Here is an 18,837-nt window from a genome sequence, read left to right as displayed (position 1 = left end):
AAAGACTACCTGGAAGGGCCATTACGAAGGGCGAGGATCATAGCAAACCTGTGCGCTTTTAGAGCATGCGGCGGTTTTGCATGAATATCGCTCATGTTGGTGGAGGTGCTGGCCCGGTAGAATCGCCGGATTTTCTTATGGACTGGACCAGGGATATGTCTTACCGCGTTGTCATCGGCAGTGTGCTGCTGCTTTTAAGTTCGTTCGCCAGCGCCCAGGGTCCCGCGCCAGCGATCTCCTATACCCGCGATATCCAGCCGATCTTCACCGAGAAATGCGTGGCCTGCCATGCCTGCTACGACTCGGCCTGCCAGCTCAACCTGGGTAGCGGCGAGGGCGCGGCCCGCGGCGCCTCGAAGATCCCGGTGTACGACGGCGAGCGCAGCAAGGCGCAGGCGCCGACCCGCTTGTTCTACGACGCTTCCGGCAAGCACGCCTGGCAGGGCATGGGCTTCTATTCGGTGCTCGACGCCCAGGGCAGCCAGGCGGCGCTGATGGCGCGCATGCTGGAGCTGGGCCACAAGACGCCGTTGCAACCCAACGCCAAGCTGCCGGAGGACATTGTCCTGGGCCTGAACCGCGAGAACATGTGCGCGCAACCGGCCGAATTCGACGGTTATGCCAAAGCTCATCCGCGCGAAGGCATGCCGCTGGCGGTGACCGGCCTGACCGATCAGCAGTACCAGACCCTGCAGCGTTGGCTGGCCTCCGGTGCGCCGATCGACGAACAGGGCCTGGCGCCGAGCGCCAAGGAAGCGATGCAGGTGCTGCAGTGGGAAAACCTGCTCAATGCCCCGGGCGCCCGGGAAAGCCTGGTGGCCCGCTGGTTGTTCGAGCACTGGTTCCTCGCCCATATCTACTTCGAGGGCGGTGAGCCGGGGCATTTCTTCCAGTGGGTACGCTCGCGCACGCCGAGCGGCCAGCCGATCGACCTGATCAACACCCGCCGGCCCAACGACGATCCGGGCACCCAGGTGTATTACCGCTTGTGGCCGGTGCAGGGGGTGATCGTGCACAAGACCCACATCACCTACCCGCTGAGCGCGGCGAAGATGGCGCGGGTCAAGACTCTGTTCTACAGCGGCGATTATCAGGTCACCGCGCTGCCGGGTTATGGCCCGGGCCGTCGCGCCAACCCGTTCGAGACCTTCGAGGCGATTCCGGCCAAGGCCCGCTACCAGTTCATGCTGGATAACGCCGAGTACTTCGTGCGCACCTTTATCCGTGGCCCGGTGTGTCGCGGGCAGATCGCCACCGACGTGATCCGCGACAACTTCTGGGCGCTGTTCCAGGCCCCGGAGCACGACCTCTACATCACCGACCCGGCCTATCGTGGCCAGGCCACGCCGCTGCTGGCCATGCCTGGGCAGAACGATGATGTCGGCAGTGTGCTGAGCCTGTGGCTGGCCTACCGCGACAAGCGCAACGAATACGAGGTACTGCGCCGCGACTCCTACGCCAATGCCCCGGCTCCGAGCTGGTCGACCCTGTGGGCGGGCAACGACAACGCGCTGCTGAGCATCTTCCGCCATTTCGACAGCGCCTCGGTGACCAAGGGCCTGATCGGCGAGGTGCCACAGACGATGTGGCTGTTCGACTATCCGCTGCTGGAGCGCACCTATTACCAGTTGGCGGTCAACTTCGACGTGTTCGGCAACGTCTCGCACCAGGCGCAGACCCGCCTGTACTTCGACCTGATCCGCAACGGCGCCGAGCAGAACTTCCTGCGCCTGATGCCTGCCGGCACTCGCGAGGACTTCCTCGACGATTGGTACCAGAACAGCGGCAAGTTCAAGATGTGGTTGGACTACGAGTCCATCGACGACGACAAGGCCAGCGCCCTGGTCCTGGACGAAAAGGACCCGAAACGCGACTTCGCCAACCAGTTGCTGAGCCGGTACGGCGACCTCAATGCGCGGCCCGATCCGATCAACCGCTGTGACGGCGCCTACTGCTCGCGGCCGAATATCGATCCGGCGCTGCAGAATGCCGAACAGGCCCTCAGCCGCCTGGTTTCGCGGCCGGCGGCCGGCATGCGGGTCATCGACCTGCTGCCGGAGGCCACCATGCTGCGCATCCAGGCGCCGAGCGGCAAGCGGGTGTTCTACAGCATGCTGCGCAACCGCGCCCACAGTAACGTGGCGTTCCTGCTGGGCGAGTCGCTGCGCTACCAGCCGGGCCTGGACACCCTGACCATCTACCCGGGCGTGCTCAGCAGCTACCCGAACTTCATGTTCAACATTCCCGCCGAGCAAGTGCCGGCGTTCGTGGCCGATATGGAAAACGCCAAGGACGCCCACCGTTTCGAGAAAATCGTCGAGCGTTGGGGGATCCGTCGCAGCCATCCGCAGTTCTGGCAGTACTTCCATGACCAGACCCAGTACATTCTCGAAACCGATCCGAAAGAGGCGGGCGTACTGGACATGAACCGCTACGAGAACCTCTGAAGGCGCCAAGCCCTTGAAATTCCGGGCCGGAGCCCTCAGCTTCCGGCCCGGCCCATCCCGGAAAAGCCTGGTAAAAAAATCCCAGGCGTTGCGTTGACCACGCAGCGCGGGCCTATCGACCAAGGTCTATCCCGACAAAAATACTAGGACTTTGTCCGGCACGCCGATTGGCGTAAACTGCGCCCACGCCTGCGAGGAATTTCCATGACCGCTATTACCATTACCGACGCCGCCCACGATTATCTGGCTGATCTGCTCTCCAAGCAGAACACCCCGGGCATTGGCATCCGCATCTTTATCACCCAGCCAGGGACTCAGTACGCCGAGACCTGCATCGCCTATTGCAAGCCGGGCGAAGAAAAACCTGAAGACAAAGCCCTGGGGCTGAAGAGCTTCACCGCCTACATCGACGCCTTCAGCGAAGGTTTCCTCGATGACGCGGTCGTCGACTACGCCACCGACCGCATGGGCGGCCAGCTGACCATCAAGGCGCCCAACGCCAAGGTGCCGATGGTCAACGCCGACAGTCCGGTCAACGAGCGCATCAACTACTACCTGCAAACCGAGATCAACCCGGGGCTGGCCAGCCACGGCGGCCAGGTCAGCCTGATCGATGTGGTCGAGGACGGCATCGCCGTGCTGCAGTTCGGTGGTGGTTGCCAAGGCTGCGGCCAGGCCGACGTGACCTTGAAGGAAGGCATCGAGCGCACCCTGCTCGAGCGCATTCCCGAGCTCAAGGGTGTACGTGACGTCACCGACCATACGCAGAAAGAAAACGCCTACTACTAAGGCGTTCGCTGCGAACATGAAAAACGGCGCCCCGTGAGCGCCGTTTTTTTATGCCCGGATGTATGTGGCTCCAGTTGCTCCGCGGCGCCTGGATCGCGAGCAAGCTTCGCTCCTACAGAGGAATGCGCATGCTCCTGTAGGAGCGAAGCTTGCTCGCGATAAGGCCTCAAGGCCGATACAAATGCGCATGCCCTGCGCGATACAACGACGACTCGCTGAAACTGTCCGTGGCCAGCACCCGGCCCACCAGGATCAGCGCCGTGCGCCGAAAACCCTTGGCTTGGACCTTTTCGGCAATGTCCGCCAGGGTGCCCAGCACCCAGTCCTGATCCGGCCAGGTCGCCCGGTGCACCACGGCAATCGGGCAGTCGGCGCCGTAATGGGGCAGCAGTTCGGCGACTATTTTCTCCAGGTGGTTGACCCCCAGGTGGATCGCCATGGTGGTGCCGTGGGCGGCCAGGCTGGCGAATGCCTCGCCAGTGGGCATCGAGGTCTTGTCGGCATAACGGGTCAGGATCACGCTCTGGGCGACGTCCGGCAGGGTCAGCTCGGCCCCCAGCAAGGCCGCGCAAGCCGCGGTGGCGGTCACGCCGGGGATGATCTCGAAGGGGATGTCCAGCTCGCGCAGGCAGCGAATCTGCTCGCCGATGGCACCGTACAGGCTCGGATCGCCGGAATGTACCCGGGCCACGTCCTGGCCTTTGGCATGGGCATCCTTGATCAGCTCGATGATCTGTTCCAGGTGCAGTTCGGCGCTGTTGACCAGCTGTTCGGCACTATGGCCCTGGAGCACGGCTTCGGGCACCAGGGAGCCGGCATAGATGATGACCGGGCAGCTGTGGATCAGCCGCTGGCCCTTGACGGTGATCAGTTCCGGGTCGCCGGGACCTGCGCCGATAAAAAAGACGGTCATGGCGTTCTCCTGTGAAAAAAGGGGCGAGGCAACCTCACAGATGAAGATTGCTCATGATCAGAGGCGGGGATTATCGAAGATTTACCCGCAGCAGGCCAAGGCGAGGGTTGCCTGGGCGTATTTCTGCCGCGGGACAAGCAGTTTCGCCGAGCCTTGGGCCAGGTATTCGGCCAGGGCCAGGGCGGCACTTTCGGCGACCCCGTAGCAGCCGGTGTGCTCGTAGGCGATCTCTGAACGATGGCTGAGCTGCAGCACATAAGGCGTCAACTGGCGGCTGCTGAAACAGGTCAGGGGCAGGCCCAATTGCGCGGCCAGGGCCAGCAGCCCGGGTTCCTCGCGTTTCAGGTCGATGCTGGCCAGGGCCTTGATCTGCCCGAGGTCGATGCGGTGGGCGCTCAGGGTCTGGTCGAGCAGGGCACGCAAGGTCTCCACCGGGCAGCCCCGCTGGCAGCCCAGGCCGACCACCAGGGTCGGCGCTGTGCTGGAGTCTGTCATGCCGAGTACTGATCGTCGCTCTTGCGGCGGAACAGCCAGGCGCTGATCAGGCCCAGGGCCAGCCAGAACGCGGCGTTGGTCAGCTGCGAAGCGATCTTGAACTGCGCTTCCAGTGCCTGCGGCGCGAGCATCGAATGCACTTCCGGCTGCGGCGCGCCAATGATGTGCGGCACGGCGAGGATGGCCACGCCCAGCACTTTCAGCAGCCAGTGGCGCGCGAAGACAATCAGGGCAATGCCGACCGCGGTGGAAGCGGCGGTGCCGACCCACCAGATCTGTCGTTGCGCCAGGTCCGCGGCGGCGGTGCCCGGCAGTTCGGGCGGCAGGCCGAGGGTCGGCGCCAGGCAGAAGGTGGCATAACCGGCCAGGCCCCAGAGCAGGCCCTGGGAAGTACGGTTCGGCGCACGCAGGGTGTAGAGGCCGGCGAGCATCAGGGCGAAGCCCACGGCGACCACCAGGTTGCCGCCGGTGGTGGACAGCACGCGCTGCCAGCCGTCTTCCGGCTCCCAGGCTTCGGCGTCGTGGCTGTGGGCGGCGGTGCCGGCGGCGTGCTCATGCACTGCTTCATGCTGGGCGGCTGGGGCCTTCTCATAGGTTTCCGCCTCCAGGATCAGCGGCGCGACCCAGAAGCTTTGCAGCAGGGTCAGCAACAGGGCTGCCAGCAACCCGGTGAACCCCGCGGTTTGCGCGATACGCTTGATCATCTCGGCAGGTCTCAGTGGCAAGGAAAGGCGGCGCTGTGACGGGTATCGTGGGCGGCGTTGTGCACCGCTTCGATATGGGAGAAACCGGCGAAATACACCAGGCACGCACCGAGGATCGAGGCGCCGATGGCGGCGACCAGGCGTTGGCTCAGGGTGGCGGTGGTGGTGCTGGAGTGGCTGGTGCTGCTGATGATCGACATGGCGCTTCCCTCTGGTGTGTCAGCGGGTGAATCGAGCGCAGCAAAACCCCGCGAGACGGGCTCGCGGGGAATTAACAGCGCCCGCCCACCGCGGGTTTGTTATGACTGTGTAGCGGGCCGGTCTCCGGGCTCGCGAGGGGCTGGGCTTGCGCCTGGCCGGCAAGAATCGCCTTCCCATGCCGGACTGCTGGCACAGTGGATCTGATTCTTCGCTCGCTTACCGTTGCGGGGGCAGCACCGGACTGATCAAGGCTTTTGGCCTGTGACGCACCGGTTTCCCGTTTCACCCTGTGAAGGGCACCCGTAACAAGGTGTGTAGGAGAGCATGGGCGAGGGAGGGGCGTCAATTGCCAAGGGTTCTCGTTTTCGAGCACGATTCGCCGGGCTTCGCGCCGCATGAAGATTGACCGCCCCCCAAGCTCTGCGTAGCCTTGCGCTCTCGAGGTTCTTCGGCGTCTGCCGAAGCTAAGAAGGGAACGCGGTCCAAGCCGCGGCTGCCCCCGCAACTGTAACCGGTGATGAACGATGCAAGGCCACTGCCAGGCGGCGGGAAGGCGCATCGTTCGCCAGTCCAACGACCGGCGCACCGTCAGCCAGGAGACCTGCCTCGGACCAGATTCTCACTACAACCGGGCGGGGTGATCCGGTGGCGAACTCTTCCGTGCACCTGCCTGCGCGGTTCTCGTCCCGTATGCCCGCCACCTTGCCAAAGGGCATCCGATGAAAACACTGGCCAAACTTCCCGTCACCATCGTTACCGGCTTTCTCGGCTCGGGTAAAACCACCTTGCTGCGGCATATGCTGGACAACGCCCAGGGCCGCCGCATCGCGGTGATCGTCAACGAGTTCGGCGAGCTGGGCATCGACGGCGAGATCCTCAAGCAGTGCGCCATCGGTTGCACCGAGGAAGAGGCCAGCGGCCGCGTCTACGAGCTGGCCAACGGCTGCCTGTGCTGCACCGTGCAGGAAGAGTTCTTCCCGGTGATGCGCGAACTGGTGGCCCGTCGCGACGACCTCGACCATATCCTCATCGAAACCTCCGGCCTGGCCCTGCCAAAACCCCTGGTACAGGCTTTCCAGTGGCCGGAAATCCGCAACGCCTGCACCGTCGACGCGGTGATCACCGTGGTCGACAGCCCGGCCGTGGCCGCTGGCACCTTCGCCGCCTTCCCGGATCAGGTGGACGCCCAGCGCAAGCTCGACCCGAACCTCGACCACGAATCGCCGCTGCACGAGCTGTTCGCCGACCAGCTGTCCAGCGCCGACCTGGTGATTCTCAACAAGGCCGACCTGATCAGCCCGGAAGACCTGGCCAAGGTGCGCCTGGAAGTCGCCGAGGAACTGCCGCCGGCGGTGAAAGTCATCGAAGCCAGCAGCGGTCGCCTGCCGCTGGACGTGCTGCTGGGCCTGGGCAAGGGTTCGGAAGAACACATCGACGGCCGCCACAGCCACCATGACCATCACCACGACGGTGATGACCATGATGATCACGATCACGACGCCTTCGATTCCATCTCCATCGAGCTGCCACAGGCCGACGAAAGCCTGCTGCTGGACGCCCTGACCCAACTGGTGGTGCAACACGGCATCCTGCGGGTCAAGGGTTTCGCGGCGATCCCCAACAAGCCGATGCGCCTGTTGATCCAGGGCGTGGGCACCCGTTTTGACAAGCACTTTGACCGTCAGTGGGGCGCCGACGAAGCCCGTACCACGCGCCTGGTGCTGATCGGCCAGGAACTGGACGCCGCATTGCTCGAAGCGCAATTGCGCGCCGCCCTCAGCGTGTAAGCCATGCACCTGCTCAGGACCCAGCCCGGCGGTTTCGTGTCGGATGACAACATTGCCGACCTGGGACAAACCCCTGCCGAACTGGTGATCCTGTGCAGCGGCGACTCCAGCCTGGCGCTGTTGGCCGAAGCGGCGCAGCAGCTGCCGGAAGACTACCCGAGCTTTCGCCTGGCCAACCCGATGCAGGTGCAAAACCACGCCTCGGTCGACCTGTATGTCGACCAGGTGCTGCGCCACGCCAAGGTGATCCTGATTTCCCTGCACGGTGGCATCGCCTATTGGCGTTATGGCATCGAGCAACTGGTGCAGCTGGCGCAACGTGGTGTGCAGCTGATCCTGGTGCCGGGCGACGATCGCCCGGACCCGGAGCTGAGCGACCTGAGCACGGTACCCGCCGCCGACCGCGAGCGCCTCTGGCACTTCCTGCGCCAGGGCGGAATGGGCAATGCGCTGAACCTGTACCGCTGCCTCGCCAGCGGCTGGCTGGGGCGCGATTACCCTTGGTCCGAGCCGCAGACCCTGCCGCGCACGGCGATCTACCACCCGCACAACAGCAGCGCTGCCCTCAGCGATTGGCAAGCCGACTGGCGGGCCGGTCGGCCTGTGGCGGCGCTGCTGTTCTACCGCTCGCATTTGCAGGCGGCCAACACCGCCTTTATCGATGAGTTCTGCCGGCGCTTGCAGGCGGCGGGCCTGAACCCGTTGCCGATTGCCCTGGCCAGCCTGAAAGAACCCGGTTGCCTGAGGGTGGTCGAGGAACTGCTGGATGAGGTGCAGGCGGGGGTGATCCTCAACACCACCGGTTTTGCCCAGTCCAGCCCGGAGGCGCCGCACCTGCGGCCGTTCCGCCGCGATATTCCGGTGATCCAGGCCATCTGCGCCCAGGACAACGAACCCGGCTGGCGCGCCAGCGAGCAGGGCCTGGGCCCGCGGGACCTGGCGATGCACATTGCCTTGCCGGAACTGGACGGGCGCATCATCAGTCGGCCCATCAGCTTCAAGGACCTGGCCTGGCGCAGCGAGCGCAGCCAGTCGGACGTGGTCTGCTACCGCGCCGCGCCCGAGCGCATGGATTTTGTCGCCGAACTGGCGCGGCGTTGGGTCGATCTGGCCCGGCTGCCCAATGGCGAAAAACGCATCGCGCTGATTCTTGCCAACTACCCGACCCGCGACGGCCGCATCGGCAACGGCGTGGGCCTGGACACGCCGGCGGCGGCGCTGAATATCCTGCGCGCCCTGCAAGCCGAGGGTTATCCGCTGCCGGCCGAGTTGCCGGACAGCGGTACGGCGCTGATCCAGCAATTGCTCGGCGGGGTCAGCAACGACCTGGACAGCCTCGACCTGCGCCCGTGCCAGCAAAGCCTGGCGCTGGACGAGTACCAGGCGATGTTCGACGCGCTGCCCGAAGCCAATCGCCTGGCGGTGCTCGAACGCTGGGGCGGGCCGGAAAACGACCCGATGTTCCGTAGCGGGCGGCTGATGATCGCCGGCCTGCGTTTTGGCCTGACCTTCGTCGGCATCCAGCCGGCGCGCGGTTATCAGGTCGACCCGAGCGCGGTCTATCACGACCCGGACCTGGTGCCGCCCCACGCTTACCTGGCGTTCTATTTCTGGCTGCGCCAGACCTACGGCGCCCACGGGCTGATCCATGTCGGCAAGCACGGCAACCTGGAATGGCTGCCGGGCAAGGGCGTCGGCCTGTCCGAAAGTTGCTGGCCGGACGCGCTGCTGGGGCCGCTGCCGAATATCTATCCATTTATCGTCAACGACCCGGGCGAGGGCGCCCAGGCCAAGCGCCGGACCCAGGCGGTGATCATTGACCACCTGATGCCGCCGCTGACCCGCGCCGAAACCTACGGCCCGCTGCGCGATCTGGAGCTGTTGGCCGACGAGTACTACGAAGCGCAATTGCTCGATCCGCGCCGCGCCCGTGAGTTGCAGAAGGACATTCTCAAGCTGGTGCGGGTGACCCGGATCGACCGCGAACTGCAACTGGACGGGCAGCTCGATAGCGAGGCCGACGCCGCGCTCTGGCTGCCGCGCCTGGATACCTACCTGTGCGACCTGAAGGAGTCGCAGATCCGCGACGGCCTGCATGTGTTCGGCGAGTCGCCCGTGGGTCGCTTGCGCATCGACACTCTGCTGGCCTTGCTGCGCATTCCTCGTGGCGATGGTCGGGGCGCGCAGTCGAGCCTGTTGCGGGCCCTGGCCAAGGCCTTCGAGCTGGGGTTCGATCCGCTGGATTGCGCCCTGGCCGAACCCTGGAGCGGGCGCCGGCCACAGGTCTTGCAGGACATCAGCGAGCAGCTGTGGCGCACCGCTGGCGATACCCGCGAACGCCTGGAGCTGTTCGCCGGGCAGTTGATCGAAGCTGTGTTGTCGGGCGAAGTCGAGCAACTGAACGAGCCCGCCTGGAGCGAGGTCAAGGCGATCATCGACAGCCTGCGCGAGGTGGTGGCGCCGCGCCTGGATGCCTGCGGCCCGGCGGAGATGGGCGGTTTGCTGGATGCCCTGGGCGGGCGTTTCGTACCGGCCGGGCCCAGTGGGGCACCGAGTCGCGGGCGCCTGGATGTGCTGCCCACCGGGCGCAATTTCTATTCGGTGGACGTGCGCAACCTGCCGACCACCACCGCCTGGCGCATCGGTTTCCAGTCGGCCAACCTGATCCTCGAACGGCACTTGCAGGACCATGGCGACCACCTGCGCCAGCTCGGCCTGTCGGTGTGGGGCACGGCGACCATGCGCACCGGCGGCGACGATATCGCCCAGGCCATGGCGCTGATGGGCGTGCGTCCGGTGTGGGCCACCGGCAGCCAGCGGGTCGACGACTTCGAGATCCTGCCGCTCAGCCTGTTGGACCGCCCGCGGGTGGACGTGACGTTGCGGGTGTCCGGGTTCTTCCGCGATGCCTTCGCCAACCTGATCCGCCTGTTCGACGCTGCCGTGCAGGCGGTGGCCGCGCTGGACGAGCCGGACGACCTCAACCCGCTGGCGGCCAAGGTCCGCGCCGAGCGTGAAGCGCTGCTGCAGTCCGGCCTGGATGCCGAGGCCGCGCGGCGCCAGGCCGGCTGGCGGATCTTCGGCGCCAAGCCCGGGGCCTATGGCGCGGGCGTGCAGGGGGCTATCGACGGTCGCCTGTGGCAGAGCCGCGAGGACCTGGCCGAGGTCTACCTGAACTGGGGCGGCTACGCCTATGGCGGCGCCGACGAAGGCACCGCGGCCCGTGGCCAGTTCGCCCAGCGCCTGAGCCAGGTGCAGGCGGTGCTGCAGAACCAGGACAACCGCGAACACGATCTGCTGGATTCCAACGACTACTACCAGTTCCAGGGCGGCATGCTCGCCGCCGTGGAAAGCCTCAGTGGCGCCAAGGCCGCCAGCTACCATGGCGACCACAGCCAGCCGGACCTGCCGAAAATCCGCAGCCTCAAGGAAGAGCTGAACCGGGTGATCCGCTCCCGCGCGGCCAACCCGAAGTGGATCGAAGGGGTGAAACGCCATGGCTACAAGGGCGCCTTTGAAATGGCCGCCACCCTGGATAATCTGTTCGCCTTCGACGCCACCACCCAGTTGATCGACGATCACCAGTACGCCTTGCTGGCCGACGCCTATCTGCTGGACCCGGCGACCCGCGAATTCATCCAGCAGCACAACCCCCATGCGTTGCGCGATATGACCGAGCGCCTGCTCGAAGCCCAGCAACGCGGTATGTGGCAGGAGCCCGGCGAGTACCGCGAAGCCCTGGAAAACCTGTTGCTGGATATAGAAGAAGATGGCTGACGCGCGCGAGGACTGCCTCCTCGATCGCCGGCAAAAAGCACCGCGCCTCTGTAGGAGCGAGGCTTGCCCGCGATGAGGGCTTGCCAGCCAATACCCGACTCGACCCAACCGAGAACCGACATGAGCGATACCCCACATTTCCCGCTGTCCGCCGTGGTCGGCGCCGATGACCTGAAACTGGCGCTGTGCCTGACGGCCATCGACCCGAAAATCGGCGGCGTGTTGATCGAAGGGCCGCGGGGCATGGCCAAGTCCACCCTGGCCCGCGGCCTGGCGGACCTGCTGGCGAGCGGGCAGTTCGTCACCTTGCCCCTGGGCGCGACCGAAGAACGCCTGGTCGGCACCCTGGACCTGGACGCGGCCCTGGGCGAGGGGCGGGCGCAGTTTTCCCCGGGAGTGCTGGCCAAGGCCGATGGCGGGGTGCTCTACGTCGATGAAGTGAACCTGCTGCCGGACCATCTGGTGGACCTGCTGCTGGACGTGGCCGCCAGCGGCACCAACCTGATCGAGCGCGACGGTATTTCCCACCGGCATTCGGCCAGGTTCGTGCTGATCGGCACCATGAACCCGGAAGAGGGCGAGTTGCGTCCGCAACTGCTGGACCGCTTTGGCCTGAATGTCGCCCTGAGCGGCCAGACGCCGCCCACTGAACGGGGGCAGATCATTCGCCGGCGGCTGGATTTCGACAGCGATCCCCAGGGCTTCTGCCAGCAGTGGGCCGCCGAGCAGGAGGCGCTGCGCCAGCGCTGCCAGCAGGCGCGGGGGTTGCTGGCGGAGATTGCCCTGGACGATCAAGCGCTGGAGCGGATCACCGAGCGCTGTTTCGCCGCCGGCGTCGACGGCCTGCGCGCGGACCTGGTCTGGCTGCGTGCCGCCCGCGCCCATGCGGCCTGGCGCGGAGCCAGGGTTATCGAGGAGCAGGACATCGATGCGGTGGCCGAATTCGCCCTGCGTCATCGCCGTCGCGACAACCCGCCGAGCGCGGCCCATCAGCCGCAGCCCTCTCAAGCACCAGCCCCGGCCCAATCCAGCCCCGCCGAAGGCCAGGGCCAGTGGGGCGAGCTGCCGGCCCAGGCGCTGGCCACCGGCGCCCGACGTGAAGTACCAAGCTGGCCAAAAAAGCCCTAGGCATTCGCCCCCGGTCCGACGCGGGGGCGAATGCCAAACCCCGCGCCGGGCGGTTGGACCAGGGCAGGCAAGGCCGGGCCCGCGCCGCCGTCCACGGCTCGATCAACTGGCCGGGTACCTTGCTCAACGGTCGGCCCCGTCAGCGCGACGATTTGTTGTGGCACCTGCGCAGCCGTTCGCCCCATGAACTGTGGCTGGTGATAGTCGATGCGTCGGCCTCGACCCGCCGCCATCAGGCGCTGAGCGATGCCAAGGGCCTGTTGGCCCAGTTGTTCGACGATGCCTACCGACAGCGCGCGCGTTTGGCCCTGCTGACCGCCAGCGGCCGCACGCCGAACTGGCAGGTGCAGGGGCTGAAGGCCTCGAAGGATCTGCGCGACTGGCTCGACGGACTGGGAGCAGGCGGCGGCACGCCGTTGCTGGCGGCTCTGGCCGAAGCGGGGCAGTGGCTGGTGTCCCGACAGAAACGTTATCCGGCCGAGCAGCAGCGGGTGCTGCTGCTCACCGACGGCCGGCTGAAAACCCTGGCGCCGCTGACGCACCTGGGTTGCCCAACCTTGTTGATCGATATCGAACGCGGCCCAATCCGCCTCGGCCGCGCCCGCGAACTGGCGCAGCAACTCAACGCGCAGTACCAGCATATCGACAGCCCTTCGCAGCCCCAGCTTCTGTAGGAGCGAGGCTTGCCCGCGATAGCGGTGCACCTGACCCAGCGCAGCGCTTGCATCGCGCGCAAGCTGCGCTCCTACAGGTTTGGCGGGTATCTATTCGGCCATCGCCCGGCGGTACTGGCGCGTGCGTCTGGCGCTGTTCAACTGGTCGAGCAGCAGCGCCAGCCAGGGCCGTACTTGAGGTTTGGGCGCGCGCCCGCGACTCAGGCGATGTATCTGCAGGCGGACGATGGCCATGGTCGCCAGGGAGGCCAGGGGCTTGCGTTTCCAGCGTAACGGCGGCAGTTGCGGGTGGCTCTGCTGGCCGCTGCGCCAGAGCCTGGGCAAGGCCGGTTCGAGGGCCAGGGCGGTGGCGATGCCGGCCATCGCGATGCCGCTGTCCAGCACCTGCTGCACCACCGGCAGGCGGCGGATGCCGCCGGTGACCATCACCGGCATCTGCGCCACGGGTGCCAGCGCGCTGGCCATTTCGATGAAGTAGGCTTCGCGCGCCAGGGTCCGGCCGTCGCGCACTTCGCCCTGCATGGCTGGAGATTCATAGCTGCCACCGGACAGCTCCAGCAGGTCCACCGGCAGGCCGTTGAGTATCTCGATGACCTGGCGTGCGTCGCCGGCATCGAAGCCGCCGCGCTGGAAGTCGGCGGAGTTGAGCTTGACCGAGACGCAGAAGGTCGCGGAAACCCGTTCACGCACGGCCTTGATCACTTCCACCAGCAGCCGCGCGCGGTTCTCCAGCGAGCCGCCCCATTGGTCGGTGCGGCGGTTGGTCAGCGGCGAGAGGAACTGGCTGATCAGGTAGCCGTGGGCGGCATGGATCTGCACCCCGGTAAAGCCGGCCTGTTCGGCCAGCCAGGCGCTGTTGGCGAAGCGGCGGATGATCTCGGCGATGTCCTCTTCGCTCATGGGCTTGGGTTCGGCGAACATTTTCGAGAACTGCCCCATGTCCAGGGCCACCGCCGATGGCGCCAGGGCCTGCTGGCCGAGATTGGCCATGGTCTGGCGCCCGGGGTGATTGAGCTGCATCCAGAACTGCCCGCCCTTGGCGCGACCGGCGCGGGCCCACTGGCGGAACAGCTCCAGGTGCTGCTGGTCTTCCAGGGCCACGCCGCCGGGACCGGTCATCGCGCGGCGGTCGATCATCACGTTGCCGGTGAGGATCAGCCCGGCCTCACCCTCGGCCCAGGTCTGGTAGAGCCGGATCAACGCCGCGGAGGGGGCCTGCTGGCGATCGGCGAGGTTCTCCTCCATCGCCGCCTTGGCAATGCGATTGCCGATCGTCTGGCCGTTAGGCAAATTCAAGGCTTGAAAGGGTGACATGCTTGACTCCTCATCAATAGATGCCTGAGGCTAAGCTTAAAGTTAACTTTAATGTCAAGCAGGTTATCGAGGCCGAAAATGAACATTGGCGAATTGGCACAACTCAGCGGCCTGGCGGCGTCGCGCATCCGTTTTTACGAAGCCCAGGGCCTGCTGCCCCAGGTTCAGCGCCAGGCCAACGGCTATCGCCGTTACCCGCCACAGATCCTGCAGACCCTGAAGATCATCCAGTGCGCCCAGCAGGCCGGGTTCAGCCTGGACGAACTCAAGCAGTTGCTGCCGGGCTGCGAGTCGAGCGACGTAGACCATCAGGCCTTGCTGCAAAGCCTGGAGCGCAAGGTCGGGCAGATCGAGGAAATGCAGCAGCACCTGGCCCAGAGCAAGGCGCAACTGCTGGAGATCATCGACAGCATCCGCAACAGCCCGGAAGGCATGGACTGTTCCGAGAACGCCGAGCGGGTCATGGCGTCGATCAAGGGGGGGAAGTCCTGAGTAGGCCTGCCTTTGCGGGTGCTGAAAACAATTTGGGCGACCGTTGCGGTCGCCCAAAGGGTGTTTCAGATTGGCAGGTCGAACGGCTTACTGCGGCGTGTCGTCGCCTTTGCCTCGAACCTTGCCGGACTGGTCCAGCAGTACTGGGGTTGCTAGCAGGCCATCGTGGTGCGATGTGCGGTTACGATGCGAGTGGATGAGCTGGCGGATCAGGGCGATTGCCACACCGAGTATCAGGCCGAATACCAGCGACAGTATGACGACCAGCAGTGGCTTCGGCTTGATCGGGCTCACCGGTTGCAAGGCCTTACGATCGATGGTGACCAGTTTCAGCCGGTCCATATCAATGTTCAGGTCGCGCAGGCGAGCCACTTCAGCCCTGAGCGGAAAGACGTCCTTCAGGAAAATGTCTTCGTTGGAGCGCTTGTTCAGTTCCTGCACCTGGCGGTTGACCTGCAACATCTGCAGCTCCTTACCGATTTCGGCGATACGTTTCTCGGTGAAATCGTCAGTGGTGCGTTTCTGCAAGGCCGCGCGTTCCGCCTCGAGGGTTTCGTAACCCATGAAGTACAGCGGGATCTTCTGAGTATTGACCTCGGTGCGCATGACCTGGGCCGAGCCGGCGTGGGCGGCGTCAGACATCGAGGATGGAGTGGTCGGGGTACGGATGCCCATCGATTTGGCGATGGCGATCGCTTCGGCCAGTTCGGCCAGACGGTCCTTGCGCCGTTCTTTCAACTGTCCGCGCAAGGCCTTGAGTTCGTCCTCGAGTTGCGCACGGCGGATGTTGTCGCTTTCGAGCAAGCTCGCAATTTTCGATTCCTTGTCGGTTTCGTAATTGGAGCGTGCCGCGGCAATTTTGCCTTTGAGTTCATTGAGCCGGTTATTGACGATAACCTTGAGGTCGGCGCCGATGCGCTCACGCTCAGTATCGATGGCGTATTCGACAAAACCGTTGAGGACCGCCACCCCGTCGATATCCTTGGGGTATTGCATTTCCAGACTGATGTAACTGCTCAGGGCGTTGTCTTTTTTCGGATCTGGCTGAACCAGCTTGATCGAGTCGCGGTTGAAGTCCTCGAAGCTTTGTTCGAGGGTTTGTCCTGGGCGTTTGAAGGCCTGGAACAGATCCTGATGAGAGCGGAAGAACTCCAGTCGTGTCTCATAGGACTCAAGCGCGGCGCCGACCTTGGACAGGGCATCGGCGGGCGGCAGTTTGTAGACTTCCGAGCGATTGAGGGCATCGAGTTCATTCAGTGAGGCTGGGCGTAATACGCTACTGACCTCATATACGCGGGGAGCCAATAGCACATAAGCCAGGCCTGCCAGCGTTACCGCTACGGTACAGCCTATTACCAGCTTCTTTTGCTGCCAGACGGATTGGAATAATGCAAACAGGTCAATTTCATCCGCGTCAGCATTCATCTGAGGCCGGGGAATAATGTTCAAATCAGCACACCCTCTAATTCATGTGAATCCTAACCCTGTCATGCCGTACCCCAGACGGAGCATGCATGCCGGGCCGCCCCCGTGATGAGGCTCCTTGCCGATGGGCGCCACTCGTTGCCAGAAAAAACCATGAAACAGGGGCTGTTTTCTTGCGGGAGATAGTTGGCTGGCCACTTTCCGAGGTGAGGCCCGGAAATAGCTGTTTTGATGCCTAGCGCCGATTTAACGTAACTCTTGAATCCTGCAGGCACTTTGCCATTGACGATGCTGAAGACGTTAAGTGGACGAATATTACAGGAATGCTCGGGAGGATAAATATATGAATTTAACCGTACCTTCATAATTCGCCTTTATCTATTTCTGTTTGGATAGCAAAGCGGCCTGTTTCCTATATGGAAGTTTATCTGTGCCCCATAAGAGGGCGGGTAGGCTCACAAGTTGTAAGTATTTATCTAGTAGCCTGGCAGTTGGCCTCAAAAGAACGGGGTTATAGAGCATCTTGAAGGCTTATTGGTGCTGGGCAGATCACGACCGGCCTGATACAGAGTTGCCGTACCTTGAACCTGAGAAGATGCGGCGAACCCCATGAGTTTTTACTCCACGCTCAGCGTCAAAGGCCGCGGCTGCGGAATGGGCTTGCGCATTAACGTACCCACCGTCAGCGCCGCCAGCAGCGCCAGGAGGCCGGCCACCCAGAGCACCACGCCGAAGCCGTCGACGAAGGCCTGGCGGGCCAGCGGTTCGACCAGCCCTTTCGCCGAGTCGGGCAGCAACGCCAGGGCCGCGGGCATGTCGCCGGCCACCACCCGTGAGGCGATGGCCTGAGCCTGGTCGAGCCATGGCGCGGCGCTCTCGTTCAGGCTGGCGTGCAGGCGTTGCTGGGTATGGCTGCCGAGCAGGGCGCCGAACACACCGATGGCCAGCATGATGGCGCTGAAACGCATGGTGGTGCTCAGGCCCGAAGCCATGCCGGCGCGGTCGCGGGGGACGCAGGTCATGATGTTTTTCTGCGTGTCGCCGTTGAGCAGGCCGGCGCCGGCGCCGGTCACCGCGATGGCCAGGGCGAAGTTCAGGTAGCCGCCTGCATGCACGGCCCAGGCCGCGAGCAGGTTGCCGCAACCCACTAGGGTCAGGCCGGCGGCCATCAGGGTTGCCGGGGCATAACGCGTCGCCAGGCGCACGCCGATGCGCGGGCAGATCAGCATGGTCAGGGCAAACGGCAGCATGCCCAGCCCCGAGGCGATGGCCGAGAAACCCAGGCCGTTCTGCAGGTAGAAGGGCAGTAGGGTCATCATCACCTGGGCGCAGCCGGCGTAGGCGAACATCCCCAGCAGGGCACCGATAAAGCGCGGATGGCGGAACAGCTGCAGGTCGACCATGGGCCGGTGCTGTACCCGCTCGATCAGCACGAACAGCCCGAGCAAGGCCATGCCGGCCAACAGTCGGGTGTAGGTCAGCGGATGGCTCCAGCCGATGCGATTGGCTTCGATCAGGCCCCAGATCAGGCATAGCAGGCTGGCGCTGAAGGCCAGGCTGCCCCAGGGATCGAGGCGCGCGGCCTGGGTGTCGCGGGATTCCGGTATCGCGCGCAACACCATCAGCACCAGCAGCCCGCCCACCGGCAGGTTGAGGTAGAAGATCCAGCGCCAGCCGATGTACTCGGTGATCAGGCCGCCAATGGTCGGCGCGGCGGTCATCGCCACGCCCATGCAGGCTCCCCAGAACGCCCAGGCCTTGGCCCGTTCGACCTCGTCATGGAAGGTGTGGCCGATGGTGGCCAGGGCCGAGGTCAGCAGCAAGGCCGCGCCGACGCCCTTGAGCGCCCGGGCGATATCGAGCAACAGCACGTTGGGCGCGGCGCCACAGCCGAGGGAGGCGAGGATGAACAGCCCCAGGCCGCAGAGCAGGGTGCGCTTGCGCCCGAAACGGTCGGCGAGGCTGCCGGCCGGCAGCAGCAGGGCGGCGAAGGCCAGCATGTAGGCGCTGACCACCCATTCGATATCGGCGAAGTTGGCCCCCAGGTCGCGGGCGATGCTCGGCAGGGTCACCGCGACTATGTTGGTGTCGAGCACGATCAGCGAACACACCCCGGACGCGGTGAGCAGGGTCAGGCGCGGGCTGGCTGGCCTCATGGCTGCACCCGTTGACCCAGCGCGGCGAGGGCGGCCTGGGCGATTTCATCGTCGTGGGCCGGGGTGTCGGCGCTGATGCCGATGGCGCCGATCACCTGGCCGTCGACGCGGATCGGCTGCGCGCCTTTCATCATCAGCAGGCCCGAAGTGATGGCTGCCTGGCGTCCGCCGTTGATGGCGTTTTCCAGGTCGCCGGAAGGACGCTTGAACAGCGCCGAGGTCCGCGCCTTGCCCTGGGCCAGTTCGATGCCGGCCACCACCGGCGCTCCGTCCATGCGCGCGCTGAGGATCGGCCAGCCACCGTCGTCGACGATTGCCACGGCGCAGGGCCAGCCTTTGGCGTCAGCGGTTTCCTGGGCGGCCTTGAGCAGCTGCTGGGCGGTGGCGAAATTCAGGATTGCCTTCTGGGCAACGTCGGCGTTTTTCTCGGCGGCGAAAGTCGCGGGCACGCTGCAGCAAGTGATCATGGCCAGAAACAGAGGTTTGACGTGCATGGCTTGGGCTCTCTACTGTGAAGGTCTGGCCAGCTTATCCC

At 64.9% G+C, this 18,837-nt stretch carries 15 protein-coding genes and 2 riboswitches; of the genes, 7 read left to right on the top strand and 8 right to left on the bottom strand.

Annotated features, from left to right (window positions below):
- Positions 1-155: 155 nt before the first annotated feature.
- Positions 156-2,447, top strand: coding sequence for a fatty acid cis/trans isomerase (locus C4K38_RS19605; RefSeq protein WP_053279802.1), 2,292 nt, complete (start codon positions 156-158; stop codon positions 2,445-2,447).
- Positions 2,448-2,651: 204 nt separating this feature from the next.
- Positions 2,652-3,236, top strand: coding sequence for a Fe-S biogenesis protein NfuA (nfuA, locus tag C4K38_RS19600; protein ID WP_007921862.1), 585 nt, complete (start codon positions 2,652-2,654; stop codon positions 3,234-3,236).
- A 166-nt stretch (positions 3,237-3,402) separates the two neighbouring features.
- Here the strand turns inward: nfuA and cobM are convergent, their stop codons facing one another.
- The 4 genes from cobM to C4K38_RS19580 all read right to left on the bottom strand — a co-directional run bounded on the left by cobM (position 3,403) and on the right by C4K38_RS19580 (position 5,548).
- The gene (gene cobM, locus C4K38_RS19595; RefSeq protein WP_053279801.1) at positions 3,403-4,149 is read right to left on the bottom strand and encodes a precorrin-4 C(11)-methyltransferase; all 747 of its coding nucleotides are present in this window, start codon (positions 4,147-4,149) and stop codon (positions 3,403-3,405) included.
- 81 nt (positions 4,150-4,230) lie between these two features.
- Positions 4,231-4,644, bottom strand: coding sequence for a cobalamin biosynthesis protein (locus tag C4K38_RS19590; RefSeq protein ID WP_053279800.1), 414 nt, complete (start codon positions 4,642-4,644; stop codon positions 4,231-4,233).
- On the bottom strand, positions 4,641-5,348 hold the full coding sequence (locus C4K38_RS19585; RefSeq protein ID WP_053279799.1) for a CbtA family protein: 708 nt from the start codon (positions 5,346-5,348) through the stop codon (positions 4,641-4,643). Before C4K38_RS19585 ends, C4K38_RS19590 begins: the two co-directional genes overlap by 4 nt.
- An 11-nt stretch (positions 5,349-5,359) precedes the next feature.
- On the bottom strand, positions 5,360-5,548 hold the full coding sequence (locus C4K38_RS19580; RefSeq protein WP_053279798.1) for a CbtB domain-containing protein: 189 nt from the start codon (positions 5,546-5,548) through the stop codon (positions 5,360-5,362).
- 98 nt (positions 5,549-5,646) lie between these two features.
- Positions 5,647-5,868: riboswitch (cobalamin riboswitch) on the bottom strand.
- A 105-nt stretch (positions 5,869-5,973) separates the two neighbouring features.
- A riboswitch (cobalamin riboswitch) is annotated at positions 5,974-6,172 on the top strand.
- Between the two features lie 96 nt (positions 6,173-6,268).
- On the opposite strand from C4K38_RS19580, the gene cobW reads away from it, so the two are divergent.
- The 4 genes from cobW to C4K38_RS19560 all read left to right on the top strand — a co-directional run bounded on the left by cobW (position 6,269) and on the right by C4K38_RS19560 (position 12,915).
- Positions 6,269-7,336, top strand: coding sequence for a cobalamin biosynthesis protein CobW (gene cobW, locus C4K38_RS19575; protein ID WP_053279797.1), 1,068 nt, complete (start codon positions 6,269-6,271; stop codon positions 7,334-7,336).
- A gap of 3 nt (positions 7,337-7,339) precedes the next feature.
- Positions 7,340-11,113, top strand: coding sequence for a cobaltochelatase subunit CobN (gene cobN, locus C4K38_RS19570; protein WP_053279796.1), 3,774 nt, complete (start codon positions 7,340-7,342; stop codon positions 11,111-11,113).
- Between the two features lie 120 nt (positions 11,114-11,233).
- Positions 11,234-12,241, top strand: a complete 1,008-nt coding sequence (locus C4K38_RS19565) for a magnesium chelatase ATPase subunit I (protein WP_053279795.1) — start codon at positions 11,234-11,236, stop codon at positions 12,239-12,241.
- A gap of 53 nt (positions 12,242-12,294) precedes the next feature.
- On the top strand, positions 12,295-12,915 hold the full coding sequence (locus C4K38_RS19560; protein ID WP_172833173.1) for a vWA domain-containing protein: 621 nt from the start codon (positions 12,295-12,297) through the stop codon (positions 12,913-12,915).
- A 90-nt stretch (positions 12,916-13,005) separates the two neighbouring features.
- Here the strand turns inward: C4K38_RS19560 and C4K38_RS19555 are convergent, their stop codons facing one another.
- On the bottom strand, positions 13,006-14,229 hold the full coding sequence (locus C4K38_RS19555) for an NADH:flavin oxidoreductase/NADH oxidase family protein (protein WP_053279794.1): 1,224 nt from the start codon (positions 14,227-14,229) through the stop codon (positions 13,006-13,008).
- A 78-nt stretch (positions 14,230-14,307) separates the two neighbouring features.
- Between C4K38_RS19555 and C4K38_RS19550 the strand changes: the two genes are divergently transcribed.
- Entirely contained in the window at positions 14,308-14,721 is a 414-nt protein-coding gene (locus C4K38_RS19550; RefSeq protein WP_053279793.1) for a MerR family transcriptional regulator, read from the top strand.
- Positions 14,722-14,808: 87 nt separating this feature from the next.
- On the opposite strand, the gene C4K38_RS19545 is transcribed toward C4K38_RS19550, so the two are convergent.
- The 3 genes from C4K38_RS19545 to C4K38_RS19535 form a co-directional block, all read right to left on the bottom strand.
- Entirely contained in the window at positions 14,809-16,170 is a 1,362-nt protein-coding gene (locus C4K38_RS19545) for a Wzz/FepE/Etk N-terminal domain-containing protein (RefSeq protein ID WP_053279792.1), read from the bottom strand.
- A gap of 593 nt (positions 16,171-16,763) precedes the next feature.
- A complete protein-coding gene (locus tag C4K38_RS19540) occupies positions 16,764-18,302 on the bottom strand; it encodes an MFS transporter (RefSeq protein WP_053279791.1) in 1,539 nt (512 codons plus the stop codon).
- Entirely contained in the window at positions 18,299-18,796 is a 498-nt protein-coding gene (locus C4K38_RS19535) for a GlcG/HbpS family heme-binding protein (RefSeq protein WP_053279790.1), read from the bottom strand. Before C4K38_RS19535 ends, C4K38_RS19540 begins: the two co-directional genes overlap by 4 nt.
- Positions 18,797-18,837: the final 41 nt, after the last annotated feature.

It is taken from the genome of Pseudomonas chlororaphis subsp. piscium, from assembly GCF_003850345.1.
GTDB classification, from domain to species: domain Bacteria; phylum Pseudomonadota; class Gammaproteobacteria; order Pseudomonadales; family Pseudomonadaceae; genus Aquipseudomonas; species Aquipseudomonas piscium.
The sequence above is the reverse complement of the archived record's forward strand: the minus strand, read 5'-3'. Positions and strand labels throughout refer to the sequence as shown.